Origin of the sequence: Corynebacterium glyciniphilum AJ 3170, assembly GCF_000626675.1 — a bacterium.
Lineage (GTDB): Bacteria > Actinomycetota > Actinomycetes > Mycobacteriales > Mycobacteriaceae > Corynebacterium > Corynebacterium glyciniphilum.
Genome location: NZ_CP006842.1, coordinates 2,004,183 through 2,025,939, shown reverse-complemented (window position 1 = coordinate 2,025,939; position 21,757 = coordinate 2,004,183). Strand labels below are relative to the sequence as shown.

The 21,757-nt window shown below is 64.5% G+C and carries 18 protein-coding genes and 1 tRNA gene; 9 read left to right on the top strand and 10 right to left on the bottom strand.

Annotated features, from left to right (window positions below; translation table 11 throughout):
- Window positions 1-17 precede the first annotated feature (17 nt).
- Window positions 18-1,277: a glutaminase gene (locus tag CGLY_RS09500; protein WP_038549006.1), complete on the top strand. Its 1,260-nt coding sequence runs from the start codon at window positions 18-20 to the stop codon at window positions 1,275-1,277.
- A 45-nt stretch (window positions 1,278-1,322) separates the two neighbouring features.
- On the opposite strand, the gene CGLY_RS17555 is transcribed toward CGLY_RS09500, so the two are convergent.
- Window positions 1,323-1,469, bottom strand: a complete 147-nt coding sequence (locus CGLY_RS17555; RefSeq protein ID WP_158407383.1) for a hypothetical protein — start codon at window positions 1,467-1,469, stop codon at window positions 1,323-1,325.
- A 93-nt stretch (window positions 1,470-1,562) separates the two neighbouring features.
- Here CGLY_RS17555 and CGLY_RS09495 point away from each other — a divergent pair, with 93 nt between their 5' ends.
- The gene (locus CGLY_RS09495) at window positions 1,563-2,150 is read left to right on the top strand and encodes a metallophosphoesterase (RefSeq protein WP_038549004.1); all 588 of its coding nucleotides are present in this window, start codon (window positions 1,563-1,565) and stop codon (window positions 2,148-2,150) included.
- Window positions 2,151-2,214: 64 nt separating this feature from the next.
- On the opposite strand, the gene CGLY_RS09490 is transcribed toward CGLY_RS09495, so the two are convergent.
- Both CGLY_RS09490 and CGLY_RS09485 read right to left on the bottom strand, forming a co-directional pair.
- Window positions 2,215-2,299, bottom strand: a tRNA-Leu gene (locus CGLY_RS09490).
- 69 nt (window positions 2,300-2,368) lie between these two features.
- Complete coding sequence (locus CGLY_RS09485) at window positions 2,369-3,019, bottom strand: TetR/AcrR family transcriptional regulator (RefSeq protein ID WP_081803861.1); 651 nt, start codon at window positions 3,017-3,019, stop codon at window positions 2,369-2,371.
- Between the two features lie 101 nt (window positions 3,020-3,120).
- Between CGLY_RS09485 and polA the strand changes: the two genes are divergently transcribed.
- Complete coding sequence (gene polA / locus CGLY_RS09480; protein WP_038552336.1) at window positions 3,121-5,829, top strand: DNA polymerase I; 2,709 nt, start codon at window positions 3,121-3,123, stop codon at window positions 5,827-5,829.
- A gap of 6 nt (window positions 5,830-5,835) precedes the next feature.
- Here polA and CGLY_RS09475 read toward each other — a convergent pair whose 3' ends face one another.
- Window positions 5,836-6,543, bottom strand: a complete 708-nt coding sequence (locus CGLY_RS09475) for an MgtC/SapB family protein (RefSeq protein WP_038549002.1) — start codon at window positions 6,541-6,543, stop codon at window positions 5,836-5,838.
- Window positions 6,544-6,574: 31 nt separating this feature from the next.
- Entirely contained in the window at window positions 6,575-7,585 is a 1,011-nt protein-coding gene (locus tag CGLY_RS09470; protein WP_038548999.1) for a DUF368 domain-containing protein, read from the bottom strand.
- A 79-nt stretch (window positions 7,586-7,664) separates the two neighbouring features.
- Between CGLY_RS09470 and CGLY_RS09465 the strand changes: the two genes are divergently transcribed.
- The 3 genes from CGLY_RS09465 to CGLY_RS09455 all read left to right on the top strand — a co-directional run bounded on the left by CGLY_RS09465 (window position 7,665) and on the right by CGLY_RS09455 (window position 12,527).
- Window positions 7,665-8,759 (top strand): isocitrate/isopropylmalate family dehydrogenase, encoded by a 1,095-nt coding sequence (locus CGLY_RS09465; RefSeq protein WP_052539972.1) that lies wholly within the window; start codon window positions 7,665-7,667, stop codon window positions 8,757-8,759.
- Window positions 8,760-8,877: 118 nt separating this feature from the next.
- Window positions 8,878-10,344: a 30S ribosomal protein S1 gene (gene rpsA, locus CGLY_RS09460; RefSeq protein ID WP_038548998.1), complete on the top strand. Its 1,467-nt coding sequence runs from the start codon at window positions 8,878-8,880 to the stop codon at window positions 10,342-10,344.
- Window positions 10,345-10,517: 173 nt separating this feature from the next.
- Complete coding sequence (locus CGLY_RS09455) at window positions 10,518-12,527, top strand: glucose PTS transporter subunit IIA (protein WP_038552328.1); 2,010 nt, start codon at window positions 10,518-10,520, stop codon at window positions 12,525-12,527.
- An 89-nt stretch (window positions 12,528-12,616) separates the two neighbouring features.
- Here CGLY_RS09455 and CGLY_RS09450 read toward each other — a convergent pair whose 3' ends face one another.
- The 4 genes from CGLY_RS09450 to CGLY_RS09435 all read right to left on the bottom strand — a co-directional run bounded on the left by CGLY_RS09450 (window position 12,617) and on the right by CGLY_RS09435 (window position 17,718).
- Window positions 12,617-14,692, bottom strand: coding sequence for a heavy metal translocating P-type ATPase (locus tag CGLY_RS09450; protein ID WP_038548996.1), 2,076 nt, complete (start codon window positions 14,690-14,692; stop codon window positions 12,617-12,619).
- A 24-nt stretch (window positions 14,693-14,716) separates the two neighbouring features.
- The gene (locus CGLY_RS09445) at window positions 14,717-15,283 is read right to left on the bottom strand and encodes a YdhK family protein (RefSeq protein ID WP_038548992.1); all 567 of its coding nucleotides are present in this window, start codon (window positions 15,281-15,283) and stop codon (window positions 14,717-14,719) included.
- Between the two features lie 156 nt (window positions 15,284-15,439).
- Window positions 15,440-16,366, bottom strand: coding sequence for a MaoC family dehydratase (locus CGLY_RS09440; protein WP_038548989.1), 927 nt, complete (start codon window positions 16,364-16,366; stop codon window positions 15,440-15,442).
- 14 nt (window positions 16,367-16,380) lie between these two features.
- On the bottom strand, window positions 16,381-17,718 hold the full coding sequence (locus CGLY_RS09435) for a 3-oxoacyl-ACP reductase (protein ID WP_038548973.1): 1,338 nt from the start codon (window positions 17,716-17,718) through the stop codon (window positions 16,381-16,383).
- 244 nt (window positions 17,719-17,962) lie between these two features.
- On the opposite strand from CGLY_RS09435, the gene CGLY_RS09430 reads away from it, so the two are divergent.
- Window positions 17,963-19,276 (top strand): acetyl-CoA C-acetyltransferase, encoded by a 1,314-nt coding sequence (locus CGLY_RS09430; RefSeq protein WP_038548968.1) that lies wholly within the window; start codon window positions 17,963-17,965, stop codon window positions 19,274-19,276.
- An 86-nt stretch (window positions 19,277-19,362) separates the two neighbouring features.
- Here the strand turns inward: CGLY_RS09430 and CGLY_RS09425 are convergent, their stop codons facing one another.
- A complete protein-coding gene (locus tag CGLY_RS09425) occupies window positions 19,363-20,634 on the bottom strand; it encodes a DUF4185 domain-containing protein (RefSeq protein ID WP_052539971.1) in 1,272 nt (423 codons plus the stop codon).
- Between the two features lie 66 nt (window positions 20,635-20,700).
- On the opposite strand from CGLY_RS09425, the gene CGLY_RS09420 reads away from it, so the two are divergent.
- Window positions 20,701-21,105 carry a hypothetical protein gene (locus CGLY_RS09420; RefSeq protein ID WP_038548963.1) on the top strand — a complete coding sequence of 135 codons (405 nt, stop codon included), beginning with the start codon at window positions 20,701-20,703 and terminating at the stop codon, window positions 21,103-21,105.
- Window positions 21,106-21,172: 67 nt separating this feature from the next.
- Window positions 21,173-21,757 carry a dephospho-CoA kinase gene (coaE, locus tag CGLY_RS09415; RefSeq protein WP_038552320.1) on the top strand — a complete coding sequence of 195 codons (585 nt, stop codon included), beginning with the start codon at window positions 21,173-21,175 and terminating at the stop codon, window positions 21,755-21,757.

Below are 21,757 nucleotides of genomic sequence, written 5' to 3'. Positions count from 1 at the left end.
TGTTAGTCTCGGGCCCCATGGATTCTCTCGTCGAAGACTATCTCAATGACATCCTTGACCGAGTCCGAGACGAGGATGACGGTGCAGTAGCGGACTATATTCCTGAGCTCGCGAAGGCAGACGCCACACCGTTGGCCTTGGCCATGTGCACCAACCAGGGGTGGATCTACAGCGTCGGCGACGACGAGCGGGAGTTCACCATGCAGTCGATCTCGAAGCCTTTCGCCTATGCCGCAGCACTCCAGGACTGCGGGGTGGAGAAAGTGATCGAGACAGTGGGCATGGAGCCGTCCGGCGAGGCCTTCAACGAGCTCTCCCTCGACGGTAAGACCCACCGTCCAGTCAACCCCATGATCAACGCGGGAGCCATCGCGGTCAACCAGCTCATCAACGGGGAAGACTCGTCGGTCGACGACAGGGTGGAGGTCATTGTGGACTATTTCTCCCGGCTGGCGGGACGCCAACTCACCGTGGACGAGAATGTCACCGAGTCCGAGACCGGTACCGCTGACCGTAACCTGGCACTGGCCCACATGCTGCGCAGCTATGACGTGATCGTGGACTCTGCTGAGGACGCCGTGGCCAGCTACACGCGGCAGTGCGCGATTCGAGTCACCGTGAAAGACCTGGCGGTGATGGGCGCGACTCTCGCCCTCGGTGGAGTCCAGCCGCTCACCGGCGAACGGATCCTGGAACCACTGGTGTGCCGCCAGGTGCAGGCTGTGATGGCCTCGGCGGGAATGTACGACGGTGCAGGGAAATGGATGGCCAGCGTAGGGATCCCCGCAAAGTCAGGGGTCGCGGGTGGCCTGATGGGGACCCTGCCGGGACAGTTGGGGATCGCGACCTTCTCACCACGCCTGGACGAATCGGGCAACAGCGTCCGGGGTGCGAAGATCTTCCGGGCGCTGTCCGAGGACATGGGTCTGCACCTGATGTCCGCGGTGACCCGTAAGGGCAGTTCGGTGCGCGGCATCCGCACCCGCGGCAGGACCACGGTGTTCCGGTTGCAGGGTGGCCTCGACTTCTCCGGTGCCGAGGAATTCCTGACTGCCGCAGAGAACCAGGACATCACCACCCCGCGGGTGATCATTGACGCCCGACGCGTCACCGAAAGCAACCCGGTCGGGCGTCGCATGGTGAAAGAAGGGCTGCGCCGCATCCGGGAGAACGGCAAGAAGGTCGCCGTCGTCGATCCGAACAACGTCCTCGGAAAACGAAGGTTCGAGGACGGGACGAGGGTTGCCACCACCGCTGCGGAGATTGACGAGCAGTAGGCTCGTCAGGCCTGCCGCGTATGGAGTGTGCGCAGCGTCGGCGGGTCAGAACCGCGGCAGGAACGAGCTGAGGAAGGACCCCAAATCGCCGAGGAGACCGAACGGCGATGACAGAACGGATCCTGCGATGAACAGCGCGTTGGACGCGTAGGCGCCAGAGGTTTCGACAGCTTCAGCGATGGGAAGGTCCACGGGTTTTCTCCTGAGGGACGTAGCGCGCCGGGTGGCTCCCGACAGTTTGCCCACCCAATGTAGCGCATCGGTGGGGCAAGTACCATGGAATGAATGACGGACTGGTTTACGGCGGACCCGCATTTCGGGCACCTCACTCCGGCCGCGGCGAGAGGATTCGCTACCGCTGCGGACCATGACGCGGTCTTGTTTCAGAATCTGAAGGGTGCTCTGCTGCCCGGTGACCGCCTCTTTGTTCTCGGTGACATCTCCTCGGGAATACCTGATCAGGAGGACCGTGCGTTGCGGCTGTTGGCCGATGTACGCGACGCCACCGGGGCGCGTCTCCATCTGCTGGCGGGTAATCACGACGCCGTCCATCCGATGCATGCGCGGTCACTGGCCGGCCACTCCCGGTTTCTCCGGACGTTCGACACGGTCTCAGCTGCGACGACGCTCAAAATCGAGGGAAAAAGGGCGGTTGTCAACCACTTTCCCTATGACGGAGACCATACAAGCCCGGATCGACACGTCCAGTGGCGGCCGAGGGACTGCGGCGCACCTGTTATTCACGGGCACACCCATTCCACCGACAAGGTCAGCTACTCGAAGTGCGGGACACTACAGCTCTGCGTCAGTCTCGACGCGTGGGAGATGAGACCGGCGAGGAAGGATGACCTGGCGGTACTCGTACGTCAGTGACACCAGGACGAAGGGAGTAGGACAGAAAACCCCACCGGTCTCCATAGAGACCGGTGGGGTTGCGTGGTGCCCTGGGTGGGACTCGAACCCACACGCCCGAAGACACTGCATTTTGAGTGCAGCGCGTCTGCCAATTCCGCCACCAGGGCCGACCCCGGGAATCATACGGCAGAGGTGTCACTCCGGACAACACGGGGTAGGCGGCACCGGGAAAGTGGTCACGATGTGGCGTCCGCGCCATCGAGGACGCACTGGATCAGGCCCCCGTAGTACTCCACGAATGCGTCGACATCGGCGTCATGGAAATACTCCTGGGTGACCAACCGGCGCATCAGCGCAAGGCCGATCACCATCGACATCGCCGCCTCCGCGCGCATCTCCGCGTCGGTGGATGATTGGCCGAGAGACTCTGCTGCGACTCTCTCGAGCACCGGAGCGACGACCTGCTGGCGGAAGACTTTCCCGAGCGCGTCGACGATGTGCCGGTTACCGCCGGCGTCGGCGAGTTTGCGCACCAGCGAATTGGGGCTGTCGTCGGCGGACGTCACCGCCAGCCGCGCCAGGTGGGTCCCCATTTCAGCGAATGCCACGTTGTTGAGCCGCTCTGCAGCCTCGGTGAAATCAAGCTGGGCCTCGTACAGGTTCTCCTTGGTCCCGTAGTACTTGATGATCAGCGGGGCACTGACGCCGACCTCGTTGGCGATGTCCTTGAGTGACACCTCACTGTAGGGACGCTGGTTGAACGCGGTCCTCGCACGTTCGAGGATGCTCACCCGTGTCTCCTCCGCCCGCCGTCGCGCCGAGGTCTGCGGCTCGGGGTCGTGCAGGGACGCCGGTTCGCCCGGGATACTCTCTGTCTGGTCACTCATGGCGACTAGAATAGCCGGGGCATGACTCCAACCGCGGCAGCCACCACGAGAAGTGTGTCCGACACATGACAGACAGGTGTACGGGCATGCAGGAAGGTCACATGACAGACAATTCCGGGGACGGGCGTCCCACCCTCCTGTTACTCGACGGGCATTCACTGGCGTTCCGGGCGTTCTACGCACTGCCGGCCCAGAATTTCTCCACGACCGGGGGGCAGTACACCAATGCTGTGTACGGGTTCCTCGGCATGTTCCTCGGACTAGTCGAAACGGAGAAGCCGACACATATCGCGGCGGCGTTCGATCTTTCGGGACCGACGTTCCGTGAGAAGGACCTGCCTGCCTACAAGGCCCAGCGGCCACCGGCACCGGATGAGTTCCGTGGCCAGGTCGAGTTGATCCAGGAGGCGCTCCAGGCACTGGGCATTCAGACACTGACCAAGGAGTCCTACGAAGCGGACGACATCATCGCCACGCTGTCCTGCCGTGGCACCGACGCGGGCATGCGTACGGTGATCTGCACCGGCGACCGGGACAGCCTCCAGCTCGTCAACGACGACGTCACGGTGCTCTACACTCTTCGTGGAGTCTCGGAGCTCGACCGGTTTACCCCGGCCCGGGTGGAGGAGAAGTACGGTGTCACACCGACGCAGTACCCTGACCTCGCTTCGCTGCGTGGAGACACCTCCGACAACATGCCCGGGGTTCCCGGTGTCGGCCCGAAGACAGCTCAGAAATGGATCAGCAAGTACGGCAGTCTGGATGCCGTCATCGAGCACATCGACGACTTCGGAGGCAAAGTCGGAGAATCACTCCGGGACAACATCGACAATGTGATCCTCGCACGGAAGGTCACGGAGATGGTCCGAGACCTCGAGCTCGGTGACCTCGACGGCGAGGGTGGCCCGCTGTCAGCGCTGCGACCTGCTGCTGTCGATGCCTCCGAGGCGGGCAGCCTCTTCGACTCACTGCAGTTCGGTGCCAACCTGCGTAACCGGACATTCCGGGTGATGGGTATCGAGTTTGAGGATGGCGCAGCAGCTGAACTTGCCGTCGACGATCTTGCCGACGGGAAACTGGCCAAATGGCTGGCCGACCGCGCCGGGTGGAAGGACGGACGGAGCCACGGCGATGCGTCGGTCAACCGGCCACTGGTCGTCGAGGTCAGTGGCGAGGGGGCGCCTTTCGGGGGGCACGCTGAGCATGTCGTCCTGCTTGATCCGGTGGCCGGAGAGGACGGGGTTCTCCACGCCCTGCAGATCGATCTGGCGGACCAGGACCCGAAGGACGAGAAGGCGTTACTGGGGTACCTTGCTGATACCTCTGCGGCGAAATGGCTGCATGATTCCAAGCGGTCCTGGCACATGCTCAACGGGACGGGGATAGAGCTCGACGGCGTCGAGCATGACACCGCTCTTGCCGCCTACCTTCTGCGTCCGGACGTCCGTTCCACCGGTCTCGCCGATGTGCTGCAACGCCACGTCGGGCACGAGCTCGCCGAGGGAGCATCGGCAGTCGCACGGGCCCAGGCCGTGCTTGAACTTGTTACCTCCCTCACCCCGGAACTTACCGGCATCGGGGCGATGGAGCTCTACCTGGATCTCGAAGTCCCTCTGGCGACGATTCTGGCCAGGATGGAGAGCTACGGGATCTCGGTCGACTGCCCTGCGTTGCAGGACCTTTCGGACAACTACGCAGAACGCATCTCCGACGAGGTCACCGCCGCCCGCCAGCTGGCGGGCGACGAGTCGCTCAATCTGTCCAGCCCGAAGCAGTTGCAGAAGGTCCTCTTCGAGGACTTCGGCCTGCCCACCACGAAGAAGACCAAGACCGGCTATTCCACCGCGGCAGGTGAGTTGGAGAAGCTGACGGAGCAGACCGGGCATCCGTTCCTCGGCCATCTCATGGCCCACCGCGAGTATCAGAAGATGAAGACCACTATTGACGGGCTCATCGATGCGACGGCGGATGACGGGCGGATTCATACGACTTTCAACCAGCGCGGTGCGGCGACGGGACGTCTGTCCTCAGCCGAACCCAACCTGCAGAACATTCCGGTCCGCACCGAGGCGGGACGCCATATCCGTGGTGCGTTCCAGGTGGGGTCGGGGTACACCACGTTGTTGACGGCGGACTACTCCCAGATCGAGATGCGTGTGATGGCGCACCTCTCCCAGGACCCCGGGCTCATCGAGGCCTACCGACAGGGCGAGGACCTGCACAATTTCGTCGGCTCGAAGGTCTTCGACGTCCCGGTAGACGACGTCACCCCGGAACTGCGTCGACGGGTCAAGGCGATGAGCTACGGGTTGGTCTATGGTCTGAGTGCTTTCGGCCTGTCCCAGCAGTTGAATATTGCCGCCGGCGAGGCGAAGAAGATCATGGACACCTACTTCGAACGCTTCGGCGGGGTCAAGAAGTATCTCGACGAGGTGGTGGAACAGGCACGGGAGGACGGCTACACCGAGACGCTTTACGGGCGTCGGCGGTACCTTCCCGAGCTCAACTCCACCAACCGGGTCGCCCGGGACAACGCCGAGCGTGCCGCCCTCAATGCTCCGATCCAGGGCACCGCAGCCGACATCATCAAACGCGCGATGGTGCGGGTGGATCGGGAGATGACCAGACGAGGCATGGCGTCGCGGGTACTGCTGCAGGTCCACGACGAACTGGTCGTCGAAGTCGTTGACGGGGAGCTCGAGGAGATGACGGCGTTGCTCCAGGAACAGATGGACGGTGCCGCTGAACTCAGGGTTCCTCTGGATGTGTCGACCGGTACAGGCGCGAACTGGGAGGCCGCCGGGCACTGAGGACGCCTACTCCAGGTCGCCACTGGACAGGATCTCCACCCGTCGTATCCCGTCTATGCCGGACAGTGAGGTCGCCAGAGCGTCGGCCCGGTGGCGCCCCACGAGCTCGAGCGTGACGGCGGCGGGGCGGTCTTCCTCCTCGGGCGGGGCGGTCGTGTGCTGTTGGTGTACCTGACGAATCGTCCAGCCACCCTCCGTGATCGAGGTCAGCACCCCTCTTAACAGACCCCGACCGTCATCGTAGGTGACCTCGATCAGGACGTGGCTGTGGGGGCCTGGAAGCACCCGGGACAGTCGCCTGAGTCCGAAGGTGATCACCATGTGCAGCAGTGTGACCGCGACAGCAAGCGTCCAGAGCCCGGCTCCGGCCGACGCGCCGATCGCGGCGACTTCCCATACAGACGCTGCGGTGGTCAACCCCACCACGGCGCCGCGTCGGGTGAGGATCAGACCTGCACCGAGGAAACCGATTCCCGACACTACTGAGGCTGCCACCCGCGACGGATCGTAACTGGTCTGGTCGGAGACGACATCGGCGAATCCGTACTTGCTCAACATCACGAACAGGGCCGATGACGTGCCGACAATCGCCAGCGTGCCGGGGCCCCCGTTGTGTCCGCGCAGACGTCGTTCCACGCCCACTACCGTGCTCAGCGCGAACGCGAGCAGCAGTAGGCCCACCTGGGGCCAGAACTGGTCGGTGAAAGCGATCATCCCCCCATGCTAAACCTCCACCCCGGGAGGGTCAGGGGAGCTGACCGGAGGACTTGTCGGGACGCGCGGAGCGGTCCCGCGTCCGGCGGCGTTTCGTGACCTGTTCGAAGATGACCATGGCGGCGACGACGGCAGCACCGAGTAGGAACAGGCCCAGCGCGAGCCCAGCCTGGTCACCGGGTGCCTGGATGCCGGCGTCATCGTCCTGCCACGGCCAGAGCGCACGCAGCGATCCCAGCAGCATGCCGGTCATCGTGAACAGGGTCAGGGTCCGGTGCTTCGTCAGCAGGTACTCCATCACCCGCACGAACAGCACCAGCCCGGTCAACGCGCCGAGACCGAAGACCAGGATGTAGGTCACGTCGAGGTCGCTGACAGCAGTCAGCGTCGCCGAGTAGATCCCGATCGCGTAGAGGAAGAAAGACCCTGAGACGCCGGGGAGGATCAGTGCGCACACCGCGATAGCGGCAGCGATGAACACCAACAGAAGGTTCGGGTCAGGATTCGTCGACGAGGAGAATCCTGTCGCGATGAAGGTGAACAGCACACCGACGATGAAGAGGGGCACTGCCACCGGAAGACGACGTTTCAGGTCGGTGGTGTCGATCATCAGCAGCGGGACCACGAGCGAGACCGCGACCATGCCGAGGAACAGGCTCTTGGCGGGAACGGGATGATCCTCCACGAACGAGCCGAGGATGCCCGCGAGGGCGAAAACCATGGCGACCATGCCGACGGCCATGGGAAGCAGCATGGTCCAGTCCACGGCTTTGAACCGCCGAACGCCTTCGGCCCGGTCAGTGGCAAAGGCCTTCACCGCGTCCAGCAGTCGGTTGGCGTTGTAGAGCACTCTCTCGTAGGCGCCGGTAACCAGGGCGACCGTGCCGCCCGAAATGCCGGGGACGAGTTCAGCGGAACCGATCAGGCCACCGCGGACGAGGTTGAAGACCACCGTCCCCGGATTCAGGGGAGTGCGTCCGAACGTCGGTGGGTGGACGTCTGTCTGGTCTGGGCTGGGGGAGTTGTCTTTCACGGGCGTCATCGTATCCGGATTGTCCGGGGGAGAGTGAAACCTGCGCCCGGGGCGCGTGTCCGGTCACCTAGGATGGTGCGTTGTGACTATGACGACTGAAAGTTCCCGGAGAAGTTCCCGGAAAAGTTCCCGGACGGCCGCGCTGACGTTGGGGTACTGGCCCGGTGAGGGCGTCGGTCCGGAGATCGTCGAGCCCACGGTCATTGCCACGACCACCGCTCTCCACCACTACGGCGGGTATACGGTGCGGTGGGTGCCGCTCCTGCTCGGGCGGGAAGCTTTCGCGAAGACCGGGCAGATCCTCCCCGATGAGACCTGGTCCGCTGTCACCGGGCTGGACGGCTGGGTCCTCGGCCCCCATGACAATGCCTCTTATCCTCCGGAGGCCCGGAGCCAGCAGAACCCGTCAGCGGCACTGCGAGTCCGTGGCGACCTGTGGGCGAACATCCGACCGGTCCGTGGTCTGCCCGGTGCTGTCGCCCCCGAGATGGACCTGGTGGTCGTGCGGGAGAACACCGAGGGACTGTACGCCGACCGCAACATGTACGCCGGAACAGGCGATGTGATGGTCACGCCGGACGTCGCACTGGCGATCGGCACGTTCACCAGACACGGGGTTCGCAGGATCGTCCGACGTGCCGGCCGTGTTGCCGCGGAGAGAGGGGGACCGCTCACCGTCGCGCACAAGGCCAATGTCCTGGCGCGGACGTCCGGGATGTACGTGGAAGAAGCGGAGGCCATGGCGGCCGAAACTGGGGTGGACCTGCTGCCGGTGCATATCGATGCCCTGTGCGCGGATCTGGTCGTCCGCCCGGAACGGCATCGGACGATCGTGGCGGAGAACATGTTCGGAGATATCCTCTCGGACCTGACCGCGGCACTGGGTGGATCGCTGGGGGCCGCAGGCAGTATCAATGCCGGGGACCGGACGGTGATGGCCCAGGCGGCTCACGGGTCGGCACCCGATATCGCTGGTCGTGGAATTGCCAATCCGGCTGGCGTCATGAACTCCGCCGCCATGATGCTCGGGCACCTCGGCTACCGCGAGGCAGGGGACGCCCTCGCAGCCGCGGTCCGGCACGCCCTGATCCACTGTCCGACACCGGATCTCGCCGGCCCCGGGGCAGCGGGGACGGAGGAGTTCTCCCAGACGGTATTTGCACAGCTCGGAGGGGTCGTGTAGCCTACAGTCCGTTAACCGTCTGTCCGCAGGCGCGCGACGGTGCCGTCACACTGAACGCTGGTGGAACGGTGCCCCCTGTCCATCACTAAGAACAATCCGTCTCGGAGCAACTTCACATATGCCCACCAACAACGTTCCTCAGGTAGCCGTCAACGACATCGGCTCCGCTGAGGATTTCCTCGCCGCCGTCGACGCCACCATCAAGTACTTCAACGATGGGGACATCGTCGAAGGAACCGTCGTCAAGGTCGACCACGACGAGGTCCTGCTTGACATCGGCTACAAGACCGAGGGTGTCATCCCCTCCCGTGAGCTGTCCATCAAGCACGATGTCGATCCCGGCGAGGTCGTCGAGGTCGGCGATGAGGTCGACGCCCTGGTCCTCACCAAGGAGGACAAGGAAGGCCGCCTGATCCTGTCCAAGAAGCGCGCACAGTACGAGCGCGCCTGGGGCACCATCGAGGAGCTCAAGGAGAAGGACGAGCCGGTCACCGGTACCGTCATCGAGGTCGTCAAGGGCGGTCTCATCCTGGACATCGGCCTGCGCGGCTTCCTTCCCGCCTCCCTCGTCGAGATGCGTCGCGTCCGAGACCTCCAGCCGTACATCGGTCAGGAGATCGAGGCGAAGATCATCGAGCTCGACAAGCAGCGCAACAATGTCGTTCTGTCCCGCCGCGCATGGCTCGAGCAGACCCAGTCCGAGGTCCGTTCCGAGTTCCTGCACCAGCTGCAGAAGGGCCAGGTCCGCAAGGGCGTCGTGTCCTCGATCGTCAACTTCGGCGCCTTCGTCGATCTCGGCGGTGTCGACGGCCTGGTGCACGTCTCCGAGCTGTCCTGGAAGCACATCGACCACCCGTCCGAGGTCGTCACCGTCGGTGACGAGGTCACCGTCGAGGTTCTCGACGTCGATCTGGACCGTGAGCGTGTCTCCCTGTCGCTGAAGGCCACCCAGGAGGATCCGTGGCGCGTCTTCGCCCGGACCCACGCGATCGGTCAGATCGTCCCGGGCAAGGTCACCAAGCTGGTTCCGTTCGGCGCCTTCGTCCGTGTCGAGGAGGGCATCGAGGGCCTGGTCCACATCTCCGAGCTGGCCGAGCGCCACGTGGATGTCCCGGACCAGATCGTCACCGTCGGCCAGGAGCTCATGGTCAAGGTCATCGACATCGACCTCGAGCGTCGTCGCATCTCCCTGTCGCTGAAGCAGGCCGACGAGGACTTCGCCGAGGAGTTCGACCCGTCCAAGTACGGTATGGCCGACTCCTACGACGAGCAGGGCAATTACATCTTCCCGGAGGGCTTCGACTCGGAGACCAACGAGTGGATGGAAGGCTTCGACGAGCAGCGTGAGGCTTGGGAGGCCCGCTACGCCGAGTCTGAGCGTCGTCACAAGATGCACGCCGCGCAGATCGAGCGCCACCGTGCCCAGGCTGCCGAAGCTGATGAGGCTGCCGACAACGGCTCCTACTCCAGCAATTCGGACAAGCCGGCCGCCGCTGTCGAGGAGACCACCTCCGACGCCGGTTCCCTGGCTTCCGATGAGCAGCTCGCCGCTCTGCGCGAGAAGCTCGCCGGTTCCGGTGAGTAATACCGTAGTCTGAGCTGCGGTACCGACCCGGCCCACCCCGATCTCGGGGTGGGCCGGGTTTCTGTCGTGTCCGGGAGCCCTTATCTTTTTCACGGTGAAGTTCTATGATGTGGGAGATGCCACCCGATCAGGGTGGCGCACACCCATTTCACCTCACCAAGGCGGAAACACACATGGCCTCTGCGACCACAGACACCTCCCGTCACATTCTCCGGGAGATCGGAGGGGCGGACAACGTCTCCTCACTGACCTACTGCGCGACCCGGCTCCGCTTCGACCTCGTAGACCGCTCAAAAGTGGACAAGGACGCGCTGGACAGCGACCCTGCCGTCCTCGGCGTCGTCGAGCAAGGCAGTACGGGCCTTCAGGTGGTGATGGGTGGCGGGGTCGCCGACTACTACAACGCCATCGTCAAGGAACCCGGCATGGGAGATGCCGATGCAGAGGGCCGTGCGTCCTCGAAGAAGGAGTACGGCGGAGTCCGCGGCCGCTACGACTGGGTCAACTACTGCTTCGAGTTCCTGTCCGACACCTTCCGCCCGGTGCTGTGGGCGTTGCTCGGCGCGTCACTGATCATCACGATGCTGGTCCTGGCGGACACCTTCGGCTGGCAGGATTTCCGTGCCGACATGGCGGACCAGCCGGACGGCTATGTTCTCCTGCACGCCATGTGGCGTTCGGTCTTCTACTTCCTCCCGATCATGATCGGTGCGACGGCCGCCCGGAAACTGGGCGCCAACGAGTGGGTGGGGGCCGCAATACCGGCAGCACTATTGACACCGGAGTTCCTTTCCCTCGGAGACGCGGGGGAGACCGTCCATATCTTCGGCATCCCACTGGTGCTCAACGACTACTCGTCGCAGGTCTTTCCCCCGTTGATCGCAGCGATCGGGCTGTTCTGGGTCGAGAAGGGACTGAAGCGGATCATCCCGGCCTCTGTCCAGATGGTCTTTGTACCGTTCTTCTCCCTGTTGATCATGATCCCGGCAACGGCGTTCCTCCTGGGACCGTTCGGTATCGGCATCGGTAACGGGATCTCGGACTTCCTGCTCTGGTTGAACGGCGTCTCCCCCTTCATCCTCGCGGTTATCATCCCGCTGCTGTACCCGTTCCTGGTGCCGTTGGGACTGCACTGGCCGCTCAATGCGATCATGATCCAGAACATCGCCACGCTCGGCTACGATTTCATCCAGGGGCCGATGGGTGCCTGGAATTTCGCCTGCTTCGGTGTCGTGGCTGGTGTTCTTTACATCTCGTTCCGCGAGAAGAACAAGGGCATGCGCCAGGTGTCGCTGGGTGGGCTGATGGCAGGTCTCTTCGGTGGCATCTCCGAACCCTCTCTCTATGGTGTTCTGCTGCGGTTCAAGAAGACCTACGTCCGGTTGCTCCCGGGATGTCTGGTCGGCGGAATCATTATCGGGTTCTTCGACGTCAAGGCGAGTGCCTTCGTGTTCACCTCTCTGCTGACCTTCCCGGCCATGGACCCGTGGGGTGGATATCTGATCGGTATCGCCGCAGCCTTCTTCACCTCGATGCTGCTGGTCGTCTTCTTCGACTACCGGGGCAAAGACGAGAAGGCGGAGATCCTCGCAGGCCTCGCCGTAGAGCGAGAGGAGGAGGAAGACGCCGACAGTGTGGAGGCCTCGCCATCGGAGTCAGGCATCGGTGCAGGAACCGGAAAGCCCGCCCTGCAGCCGGGAGCAGTCACCGTAATCACGGCCCCGGTCGAGGGCAGAGCCACCCCGTTGTCTGACGTGGACGACCCCGCCTTCTCCTCTGGGGCGCTCGGGCAGGGGATCGCTATCGAACCGTCCGGCGACACCGTCGTGGCCCCCGCCGACGGGAAAATTCTGACGGTCCAGAAGTCCGGTCACGCCGTCGGGTTACGGTTGGACAACGGAATCGACCTGCTGATCCATATCGGCATCGACACGGTGAAGATGGGCGGGGAGGGGTTCGAGGTCCTTGTCGAGAAGAAGCAGAAGGTGACGGCCGGCACCCCGCTGATCCGATTCGACGCCCAGCGGATCCGTGATGCCGGGTACTCGGCCGTGACCCCTGTCATCGTCGTCAACACAAAGAGTTTTTCGACGGTGGAAGGGCTGCCGGCTCCGATCGCCGCGTTCGGCGATGACATCATCACGGTCACGGCGAAAGCAGCGGAGGCCGTGACCGCACCGTAGCCCTGACGCCCGACGCGCAGCCTGATGAACGTTACGTTGTTGACGGCTTCGGGAGCCTCATGGCCGCGGTTGACCGGGCCACGGTGGGATCACCGGTTCAGGTCCAGTCGGCGCAGCAGCTGGGCGTTCAACGCGACCACCACCGTGGACGCCGACATCAGGATAGCCCCCACACTCATCGGCAGGACAAAACCGACCGGCGCAAGCACCCCGGCGGCCAACGGCACAGAGACAAGGTTGTAGCCTGCCGCCCACCAGAGGTTCTGGGTCATCTTACGGTAGGTGGCCCGGGAGAGGTCGATGACGGACAAGACCGACCGGGGGTCAGAGCTGGCCAGGATGACACCGGCTGACCCGATCGCGACATCAGTACCTGCACCGATCGCGATGCCGACGTCGGAGGCCGCCAGAGCTGGGGCATCATTGACACCGTCGCCGACCATGGCGACCCGGCGTCCCTGATCCTGGAGCTCGGAGACCTTCGCGGCCTTGTCTTCGGGCCGCACCCCGGCGAAGACCCGGTCTATCCCGAGTTCTGTGGCCACGGAATCGGCCACTGCCTGGGCATCACCGGTGATCATCATGACCTGTGCACCCCGGGTGTGCAGTTCCTTGACGGCCTCCCATGATTCGGTCCGTATCTCGTCTGCCAACCGTAGTGCGCCCGCCACCGTACCGTCGACAAGGACATGGAGGATGATCGCACCTTCGTCGCGCCAGCGGTCTACGTCGGCCAGTTCGGACGCTCCGTGCTGCTGGAGGAGGTGAGGGCCACCGACTTCGACGGTGGTCCCGTCCACCGTCGCCTTCACCCCGACGGCCGGTGACGACGAGAAGTCCGTGGCACGGGGGACAGTCAGTTCACGGCGCTGTGCCGCACCCGTGATCGCCCGGGCAAGTGGATGCTCGCTGTCGGCCTCCGCGGCCGCGGCCGCGCAGAGGACCCCGTCCGCGTCCAGTTCGGTGCGGCCCACGGCGATTCCGGTGACGGCGGGTTCACCACGAGTGAGTGTGCCGGTCTTGTCGAAGAGGACGGCGTCCACCGACCGCATGGACTCCAGGGCGAGCCGGTCCTTGATCAGGATGCCCGCGCGGGCCGCGCGTTCCGTGGCGATCGAGACCACCAGAGGGATAGCCAGACCGAGAGCATGCGGGCAGGCGATGACCAGGACGGTGATCGTACGGACCACGGCGTCCTCCGGCCGTCCGGCGGCTGACCAGACCACTGCGGTGACGACAGCGGCCCCGAGAGCGAACCAGAAGAGCCAGCCTGCGGCAGTGTCGGCGAGTCGTTGCGCCCGCGACGAGGAGTTCTGGGCTTCGGAGACAAGCGCCCGGATCCCGGCCAGGGCGGTGTCGTCCCCGACGGCACTGATCTCCACGCGGAGACCGGAATCGGTGGCGACGGTGCCGGCGACAACGCTGTCGCCGGTTCCACGGTGCACGGTCGCTGACTCACCGGTCACCATGGATTCGTCCATGGATGCCGACCCCTCGACAATCGTGCCGTCGGCGGGGACGGAGGCTCCCGGCCGCACGATCACGACATCGTGCAACTGGAGTTCGTCCGGAGAGACCGTGGAGACGGTGCCGTCCTGCGCGACCTTCTCGGCTTCGTCGGGCAGTAGTGCGGCAAGTGAGTCCAGCGCAGAGGAGGTCTGGGCGAGAGAACGCATCTCGATCCAGTGGCCCAGAAGCATGATGACCACAAGCAACGCCAGCTCCCACCAGAAGTCGAGCTCGTGGCTCAGGAGGTGGAGGCTCGCTCCCCAGGAAGCGATGAAAGCGACGGTGATGGCTAGCGCGATCAGCAGCATCATTCCCGGCTGCCGGGTCCTGATCTCGTCCCAGCCGCCGGTCAGGAACGGCCGTCCTCCCCAGACGTACATGACGGTTCCGAGTGCAGGGGATATCCAGTCGACACCCCCGACCTCCGGCAGGGTGTAGCCGATCAGGCTGGCGAACATGTCGTTAAAGCCCACCACGGGAATGGCGAGGACGAGCATGATCCAGAACAGGCGTCGGAACTGGGCCGCGTGATCGCCGTGGCCCGCATGACCACCGTGTCCGGAGTGTCCGGAGCGTTCATGGTCCGTGTGCACATCGTCGTCTGAGTGTGCGTCGTGGTGAGTGTGGTGGTCGTGCATCTGACGGTCCTCCTCCATGGGGCGCAGCGAAATAACTCTGCTCTACTCTGCCGGGCGGATCTCGCTTTCGGTGACCCACTTGTGGTTCGTCATGGTCATGCCGTCTGCTTCGTAGTCGACCATGTAGACCGTCTCATCGGTGGAACTGTCGACCGTCGCCTCCGCACCGTCCATCCCCGGCATGTGCTCGGCGCCGAGGGTGACGGTCTCGCCGTCCGCGACCCGCTCGTCGCCGACATCGGCGAGTTCCTCCTGGACGACCCACTTGTGGTCGGAGACCGGCTCGCCTCCGTCGGTAGGGGTGTAGGAGACGGAGTAGGTGTAGGTGTCGAAGGCCCCCGAGACGGTCGCGGTGGCACCGTCCATCCCCGCCATGTGATCGGCGGTGAGCAGGACTTCCGTGCCCACAGGGTAGTCGGGATCTTCGGCCTCGGTGATGCCCTCAGGGGCGGGGCCTCCGTCAGCAGGATGGTCCATGTGGCCCATATGCGCATCACTGCCGGATGTGTCGGTCGCTGTGCTGTCATCCTGGTCGGAGCTGCATGCCGTCAGTGACAGCGCGCCGCCGAGAAGGGCAACTGCGGCCAGGGTTACCAGTCGTCTGGTCATGTGAGGTCCCGCCTTCCGTTTGAAGTTCCGTATACCCCTAGGGAGTATACGTACTTCAGCTGTGGGCACCCCCGTCTGAGCGGGGCTGCGCAGCAAAAGCCCCGCACACCGGCGGTGTGCGGGGCCCGGCAATGGTGCTGTCCGGCAGCGAGGTGACTACGCCGGGCTCACCTCTGCGATCGCGTGGAGCGTCTCCAGCTTGGAGGCCTTCCGCAACTGGATGTTCCAGTTCTCGCCGTCCTTCTCCGTGAAGAACGCGACCTTCGTCGGGAGGACGATCGGTTTGGCGAACTCCACCGAGTACTTCCCGGCGGCCGGCAACAGGCCTTCCAGCCCACTGAGGATCCGGGCCGCCGACCACATGCCGTGGGCGATCGTCGCGGGGAAACCGAAGGCCTTCGCACCCAGTGAGGACACGTGGATCGGGTTCTTGTCGCCGGAGGCGTCCGCGTAGATCTTGATGCCGGCCTGGTCAACCGACCAGGTCGCCGTCGGCGTGGGGTCCTCCGGGACCTCGGGACGTTCGAAGAGGGAACCGGTGTCCTCGTCGCGGCCCGCCACGGCGGCGTCGGCGGACGACGACAACTTGGCGCCCTTGGCGAGGAAGCCGGACGTCTGCTTCCACACCGGGGTGTCGCTGTCCTCTCCTTCGACGAAGACCTCGGTGACCATGTCGATCAGCAGTCCCTTGCGGTGCTTACGCAGATTCTCGGCGTGGGTACGGATGCGCAGCACATCGTCAACGGTCAGCGGGCGGGACTGCTCGATCACGTTGGTGAGGTGTACGCCGCCGACGGCGTTGAAGGGGAAGTCGTCCGTCGACATCACCTTCATCACCAGTGCGAAGGAGATGACATAGGGGTAGGTGTACGGCAGCTCGTTGCCGAGGCGGAGGCCGGTGGCATCCGCGTAGGCGGCGAGGTGGGGGATGTCGATGGTGACTCCCTTGACCTCGAAACCCGTCGACGGGTCCTTCGTGGCTGACCGCTTTGCGCCGACCACAGGAACCATGTTCTTGGCGGCACCCTTGTACTCCGCCATGAGGTCGGGGATGGCGGGGAGTTCCTTGTAAGTGACAGTCACGGTGGGATTCCTTCCTAGGCGCCGAGCAGGTTCTGACCGCAGACGCGCACGGTGTTGCCGGTGACGGCGTTGGAGGCGTTACCGGCGAAGTAGGCAATGGTCTCGGCGACATCGACGGTGCGGCCACCCTGCGCCAGCGAGTTGAGACGACGTCCGACTTCACGGGTACCGAAAGGCATCGCGTCGGTCATGGCCGTCTCGATGAAGCCCGGAGCCACGGCGTTGACTGTGATCCCCTTGTCGGCGAGCTCCTCGGAGAAGGAGTCGACGAGACCGACGACGCCGGCCTTGGTGGTGGCATAGTTGGTCTGACCGCGGTTACCGGAGATGCCGGCCATCGAAGACACACCCACGACACGTCCGCCGTCGGCGAGACCGCCGTTCTGCAGGAGTCCCTCGGTGATACGTACCGGTGCAACCAGGTTGATGTTCTGCACCATGTTCCAGCGGCCCTCGTCCATGTTGGCGAGCAGTTTGTCGCGGGTGACCCCGGCATTGTGGACGATGATGTCGACCTTGCCGCCGTGGCGCTCCTCGGCGTGGGCCTTGATCTTCTCTGCCGCGTCAGGTGCGGTCACGTCCAGGGGCAGCGACGAGCCCTTGACCTCGTTGGCGGTCTCTGCGAGACCTTCGCCGGCGGCGGGGATGTCAACGCAGATCACCTTGGCACCGTCGCGACCGAGAACCTTGGCGATATCAGCGCCGATGCCGCGGGCGGCACCGGTGACCACGGCAATCTTGCCGGCGAGCGGAGCGTCCCAGGACTCCGGGGCAGCGGAGGCGTCAGCGGAGACCCGGATGACCTGGCCGTCGACAAAAGCGGACTTGCCGGACAGCAGGAAGCGCAGGGTGGACTCGAGGCCGGTCAGATCGGACGAGGTTTCCGGTGCGACGTAGACCAGCTGTGCGGTCGCCCCGCGGCGTAGTTCCTTGGCCACGGACCGGGTGAATCCTTCGAGGGACCGCTGGACGATGTGCTCGTCACGGTCCTTTACCAGTTCGGGAGTGGTTCCGATGACGACAAGCCGGGCACAGGGGAGCAGCTTGCGCATCTGCGGGTTGAAGAAGTCGAAGAGTTGGTGGAGATCCTCCGGCTTGGTGATGCCGGTGGCATCGAAGACGAGAGCAGCACGCTTGGCATCGGTGCCGCCGTCGATGAACTGGTAGTCGTTGCTCAGGAGCGGCTTGATACCTGCTGCGACGCGGCCTTCGCCGCCGATGACCACCGGACCGTCCAGGGCGGGCTCGCCCTTCTTGTAGCGACGCAGCGGCTCGCCCTGGGGGACTCCGAGCTTTCCTGCGAGACCGGAATTGACGACCTGATCGAGCAGGCCCTTGTTCGAGGAAGACAACGTTCGTAACTCCTTGGTAGTGGATCCGTTATTCGAAAGCGTACCTACGGACGCCCGAACAATGTATGTTCACATTTGTACCCTAGTGTGTGACCCCGAACCACGTCTCAAGATTCCGTGACGGGGGTTACATAAAAGTTCAGGGACCGGTCCAGACGGAACCGCACCGGTAGACTTCCCGGCAACGTCTGGCCGGCACCACGACCCACGACGACACGACAACACACGATGGAGAGACATCCAGATGACTACTTCGCCTCGTAAGGTCGCCATCCTTGGCGGCAACCGCACCCCCTTCGCCCGCTCCAACAAGGAGTTCGCGAATGCTTCCAACCAGGACATGCTGACAGCGGCCATCAACGGTCTGGTCGCCCGTTACGGGCTGCAGGACGAGCAGTTGGGCATGGTCGTCGCCGGAGCAGTGCTCAAGCACGCCCGTGACTTCAACATGACCCGTGAAGTCGTGCTGGGCTCGGCACTGGACTCCCAGACCCCTGCATTCGACCTTCAGCAGGCCTGCGGAACCGGCCTGGCGGCCGCCATCCAGGTCGCTGACGCCATTGCGTTGGGACGTATCGACGCCGGCATTGCCGGTGGCACCGACACGACCTCCGACGCGCCGCTGGCTGTCAACGACGAGCTGCGCAAGACCCTGATCAAGGTGAACAACGCCAAGACCACCGGTGAGATGGTCAAGCTGCTGGGCACCGTCCGTCCCTCGCAGATCGCTCCGGAGCAGCCACAGAACGGTGAGCCGCGCACCGGCCTGTCCATGGGTGACCACGCCGCCATTACGGCCCGCGAACTTCAGGTCTCTCGTGAAGATCAGGACAAGCTGGCCGTCGAGTCACATCAGAAGCTCGCTGCCGCCTACGACGAGGGCTTCTTTGACGATCTCGTGACCCCGTTCCTCGGCGTCCAGCGGGACACCAACCTGCGTCCGGACTCCTCGCTGGAGAAGCTGGCGAAGCTCAAGCCGGTCTTCGGTAAGAAGGATGCCGCTGCCCACGGCACCCAGGCGACCATGACGGCCGCCAATTCCACCCCGCTGACGGACGGTGCCTCTGCAGTGCTGCTCGCGTCCGAGGAGTGGGCGGAAGCCCACAACCTGCCGGTCCAGGCGTACCTGGTGGACTCGGAGACCGCCTCGGTCGACTTCCTGCACGGTCGCGACGGGTTGACCCCGGACGGATTGCTGATGTCCCCGACCTACGCCGTGCCGCGTCTGCTGGAGCGCAACGGCCTGACCCTCCAGGACTTCGACTTCTACGAGATCCACGAGGCCTTCGCATCCCAGACTCTGGCCACCCTGCAGGCGTGGGAGTCCGAGGATTACTGCCGCGACCGTCTCGGCCTGGATGCCCCGCTGGGCTCCATCGACCGTTCGAAGCTGAACGTCAAGGGCTCGTCGTTGGCCGCAGGCCACCCCTTCGCCGCGACCGGCGGCCGCATCATCGCCACTGCTGCGAAGACCCTCGAGCAGAACGGCGGTGGACGGACCCTCGTCTCCATCTGCGCTGCCGGCGGACAGGGCGTCACCGCGATTATCGAGCGCTAGGTGTACCCCAGAGGGTAACCCCGCAGACAGCAACCCCGGAGGTCGGTCACACCGACCTCCGGGGTTGCTGTCTGCTTTGGGGGCGGTCAGCCCAACACACGGTCCAGGTCGGTGCGCATCATGGCTGTGTTGTACCCCGACCAGGTGGTCATCACGAAGTACAGCGTGGAGGGGTCGGCGGGATCCTGCGTCGGCAGCATGAAGGAGCCGTAGGCGTCCGGTACCTGCAGGCGTGACACCACGGTCTTCCTCGACGACCACGGCCCGGTGGGGGACGTCGCCTCGCGCAGGACGATGCCCTCGGTGGACTCGTACATTGCCAGCCATCTCCCGCGGTCCTCGTTGAACTGCACGGAGAGCTCGGACACCCGGCCGTCCAGGACGATGGCGGCGTCGGAGAACCGGTCGGACCAGCCCTCACCGTCCCAGTAGTCCGCCGCCGACCAGTCGGGGAAGTCGTTCTCGGCGATCCGGGCGAGGCGAGCTGAGCCGTCCCGTCCGCTGGGGGTGCCATAGGCGTAGATGTACTCTGTCCCGTCCTCCGTATGCTTCGTCAGGGCGGTCATCTGGAAATTGTCGACCACAGCACTGTCACCGGTGACACCGGCGATCCTGTCGTCTCCGGATGCCCTGGAGGATGCCCTGGTCGAGACGTCCACGGGCCGGAATTCCTTTCCTCCGTCGGTGGATTTCACCGTCTGTGCGTAGTTGGTGGTCCACTGGCCGGCGTTCCCCCAGGACTTCACCGACATGAAGTCGACGTACTGGTCGCCGTTGACCTCAATCCCGGAGGTCGGGATCTTCGTGTGTTCGACGCCGGGCTCTTTCAGGGACACCGGGAGGAATTCCCCTGACCGTTCACCGTTGACGGTGCCGTCGAGGTACAGCCCGTCCGAGGGGTCGGTGTCGTGGGAGGAGAACAGTGCATTGGAGTGCCACCCACTGAGGCCGGAGTCGCATCCGAAGCTGTCGCCGAAAGCCAGGAGGGTCCGGCCCTCGCCGGCATCCCACATGAAACCGAGGTCGGTGGACGCCAACCCCAGCCGCTGTGTTTCGTCTGGGCTGTTTGGTCCGGTCACCATGTACATCGCCTCGGTCGGGCCCGACACATTGGGCAGATCCCACGGCGTGTCGCCGGCCCAGGACGTCAGAGATCCTGAGGCGCTCGAGCTACCGGAGCTGCCGGAGCTGCCGGAACCCGAGCTGAGTAGTGCCGACGCCCGGTCGATGAGGTTGGGGGAGTACGTGTCGCACGGAGCGGCACCGGCAGAGCCGGTGCCGAGGACGGTCACCGTGGCCGCCGTCACGGCTGCGGTGAGGGTTACCGTCGTGACCCGTCGGAGAGAGGAAGAATACATGGGGCTCCTGTGAAGAAACAACATTAAAGTTATGCAAGGGAATAAATGCGACTATAGTCCAGTGGTATGAAGCGCACTTCTTTCCGGCGGTTGGCTGCAGGCGCCACGGTTCTCCTTGCCGTGGGTATCGTGTTCGCTCCTGCCGCCACCGCTGACACGACCGAGATGATTCCAGACCTGCCCGACCTCCAGGAGGTCGACGGTTCGGCGGGGAGCCTGCTTAACCGCAATCTCGGCACGGGAGATCAGGCATTCTGTGCCGACATCGGTGGGCGGCTCTCGGATCTCGCCGAACAGTGGGCCGAGGCGAATGAGGCCGCGGCTCGAGAGACCGCCAATCAACTTCGCTATCTCTTCGCCAATGCCAACGCCGCGAACGCCCAGTGTCTCACGGCCGCGGGGGCGGCACTGACGTCGTCCGGTGACGGGTCAGTGACCGGCTCACTTACCTTGCCGCTGCCCGGTTCCTGATCGGGCTGCGCCTCGACCGGTGCCTCGACCGGTGCCGTGGCCGGCCGACAGCGCTATCCTTGACGGCATGCGCATTATCGGCCTGACAGGTGGTATCGGTTCCGGAAAGACGACGGTGGCCGAACGGCTCCGGCAGAAAGGCGCGTTCGTCGTGGACGCCGACAAAGTGGCCCGCGAGATCGTCGAACCGGGGCAGCCGGCCCTCGCCGAACTCGCCGACGCCTTTGATGGGATCCTTACCCCTGAGGGAGGGCTCGACCGGGCAGAACTCGCCCGTCAGGCGTTCGCCTCGACCACCGCCACAGACAAGCTCAACGCCATCACCCACCCACGCATACGCGCCCGTACCGCTGAACTCTTCGACACCGCGGCCGAGGAGGGCAGGGAGGTGGTCGTCTATGACATGCCGCTGCTCATTGAGAACGGGGAGACCGAGACTGTCGACACGGTCCTCGTCGTTGACGCCCCCGATGACGTGCGTATCGCGCGTCTCGTGGGGTCCCGGGGTCTGGACGAGGACGACGCCCGCCGTCGACTCGCCGCTCAGGTGGACCGGCAGACGCGGCTGGCGGCCGCGGATGTTGTACTGGACAACAGCGGGGACATCGAAACACTGGTGGCCCAGGTCGACGCATTCTGGGACGAGGTGTAG

Excerpts from the sequence above, each read along its gene's own strand:
- CGLY_RS09465 (WP_052539972.1), top strand. The coding sequence starts at position 7,665 with ATGACGACTGAAAGTTCCCGGAGAAGTTCCCGGAAAAGTTCCCGGACG.
- rpsA (WP_038548998.1), top strand. The coding sequence starts at position 8,878 with ATGCCCACCAACAACGTTCCTCAGGTAGCCGTCAACGACATCGGCTCC.
- CGLY_RS09455 (WP_038552328.1), top strand. The coding sequence starts at position 10,518 with ATGGCCTCTGCGACCACAGACACCTCCCGTCACATTCTCCGGGAGATC.
- CGLY_RS09420 (WP_038548963.1), top strand. The coding sequence starts at position 20,701 with ATGAAGCGCACTTCTTTCCGGCGGTTGGCTGCAGGCGCCACGGTTCTC.
- CGLY_RS09485 (WP_081803861.1), bottom strand. The coding sequence starts at position 3,019 with ATGAGTGACCAGACAGAGAGTATCCCGGGCGAACCGGCGTCCCTGCAC.
- CGLY_RS09445 (WP_038548992.1), bottom strand. The coding sequence starts at position 15,283 with ATGACCAGACGACTGGTAACCCTGGCCGCAGTTGCCCTTCTCGGCGGC.
- polA (WP_038552336.1), top strand. The coding sequence starts at position 3,121 with ATGACAGACAATTCCGGGGACGGGCGTCCCACCCTCCTGTTACTCGAC.
- CGLY_RS09500 (WP_038549006.1), top strand. The coding sequence starts at position 18 with ATGGATTCTCTCGTCGAAGACTATCTCAATGACATCCTTGACCGAGTC.
- CGLY_RS09495 (WP_038549004.1), top strand. The coding sequence starts at position 1,563 with ATGACGGACTGGTTTACGGCGGACCCGCATTTCGGGCACCTCACTCCG.
- CGLY_RS09450 (WP_038548996.1), bottom strand. The coding sequence starts at position 14,692 with ATGGAGGAGGACCGTCAGATGCACGACCACCACACTCACCACGACGCA.
- coaE (WP_038552320.1), top strand. The coding sequence starts at position 21,173 with ATGCGCATTATCGGCCTGACAGGTGGTATCGGTTCCGGAAAGACGACG.
- CGLY_RS09470 (WP_038548999.1), bottom strand. The coding sequence starts at position 7,585 with ATGACGCCCGTGAAAGACAACTCCCCCAGCCCAGACCAGACAGACGTC.
- CGLY_RS09430 (WP_038548968.1), top strand. The coding sequence starts at position 17,963 with ATGACTACTTCGCCTCGTAAGGTCGCCATCCTTGGCGGCAACCGCACC.
- CGLY_RS09475 (WP_038549002.1), bottom strand. The coding sequence starts at position 6,543 with ATGATCGCTTTCACCGACCAGTTCTGGCCCCAGGTGGGCCTACTGCTG.
- CGLY_RS09425 (WP_052539971.1), bottom strand. The coding sequence starts at position 20,634 with ATGTATTCTTCCTCTCTCCGACGGGTCACGACGGTAACCCTCACCGCA.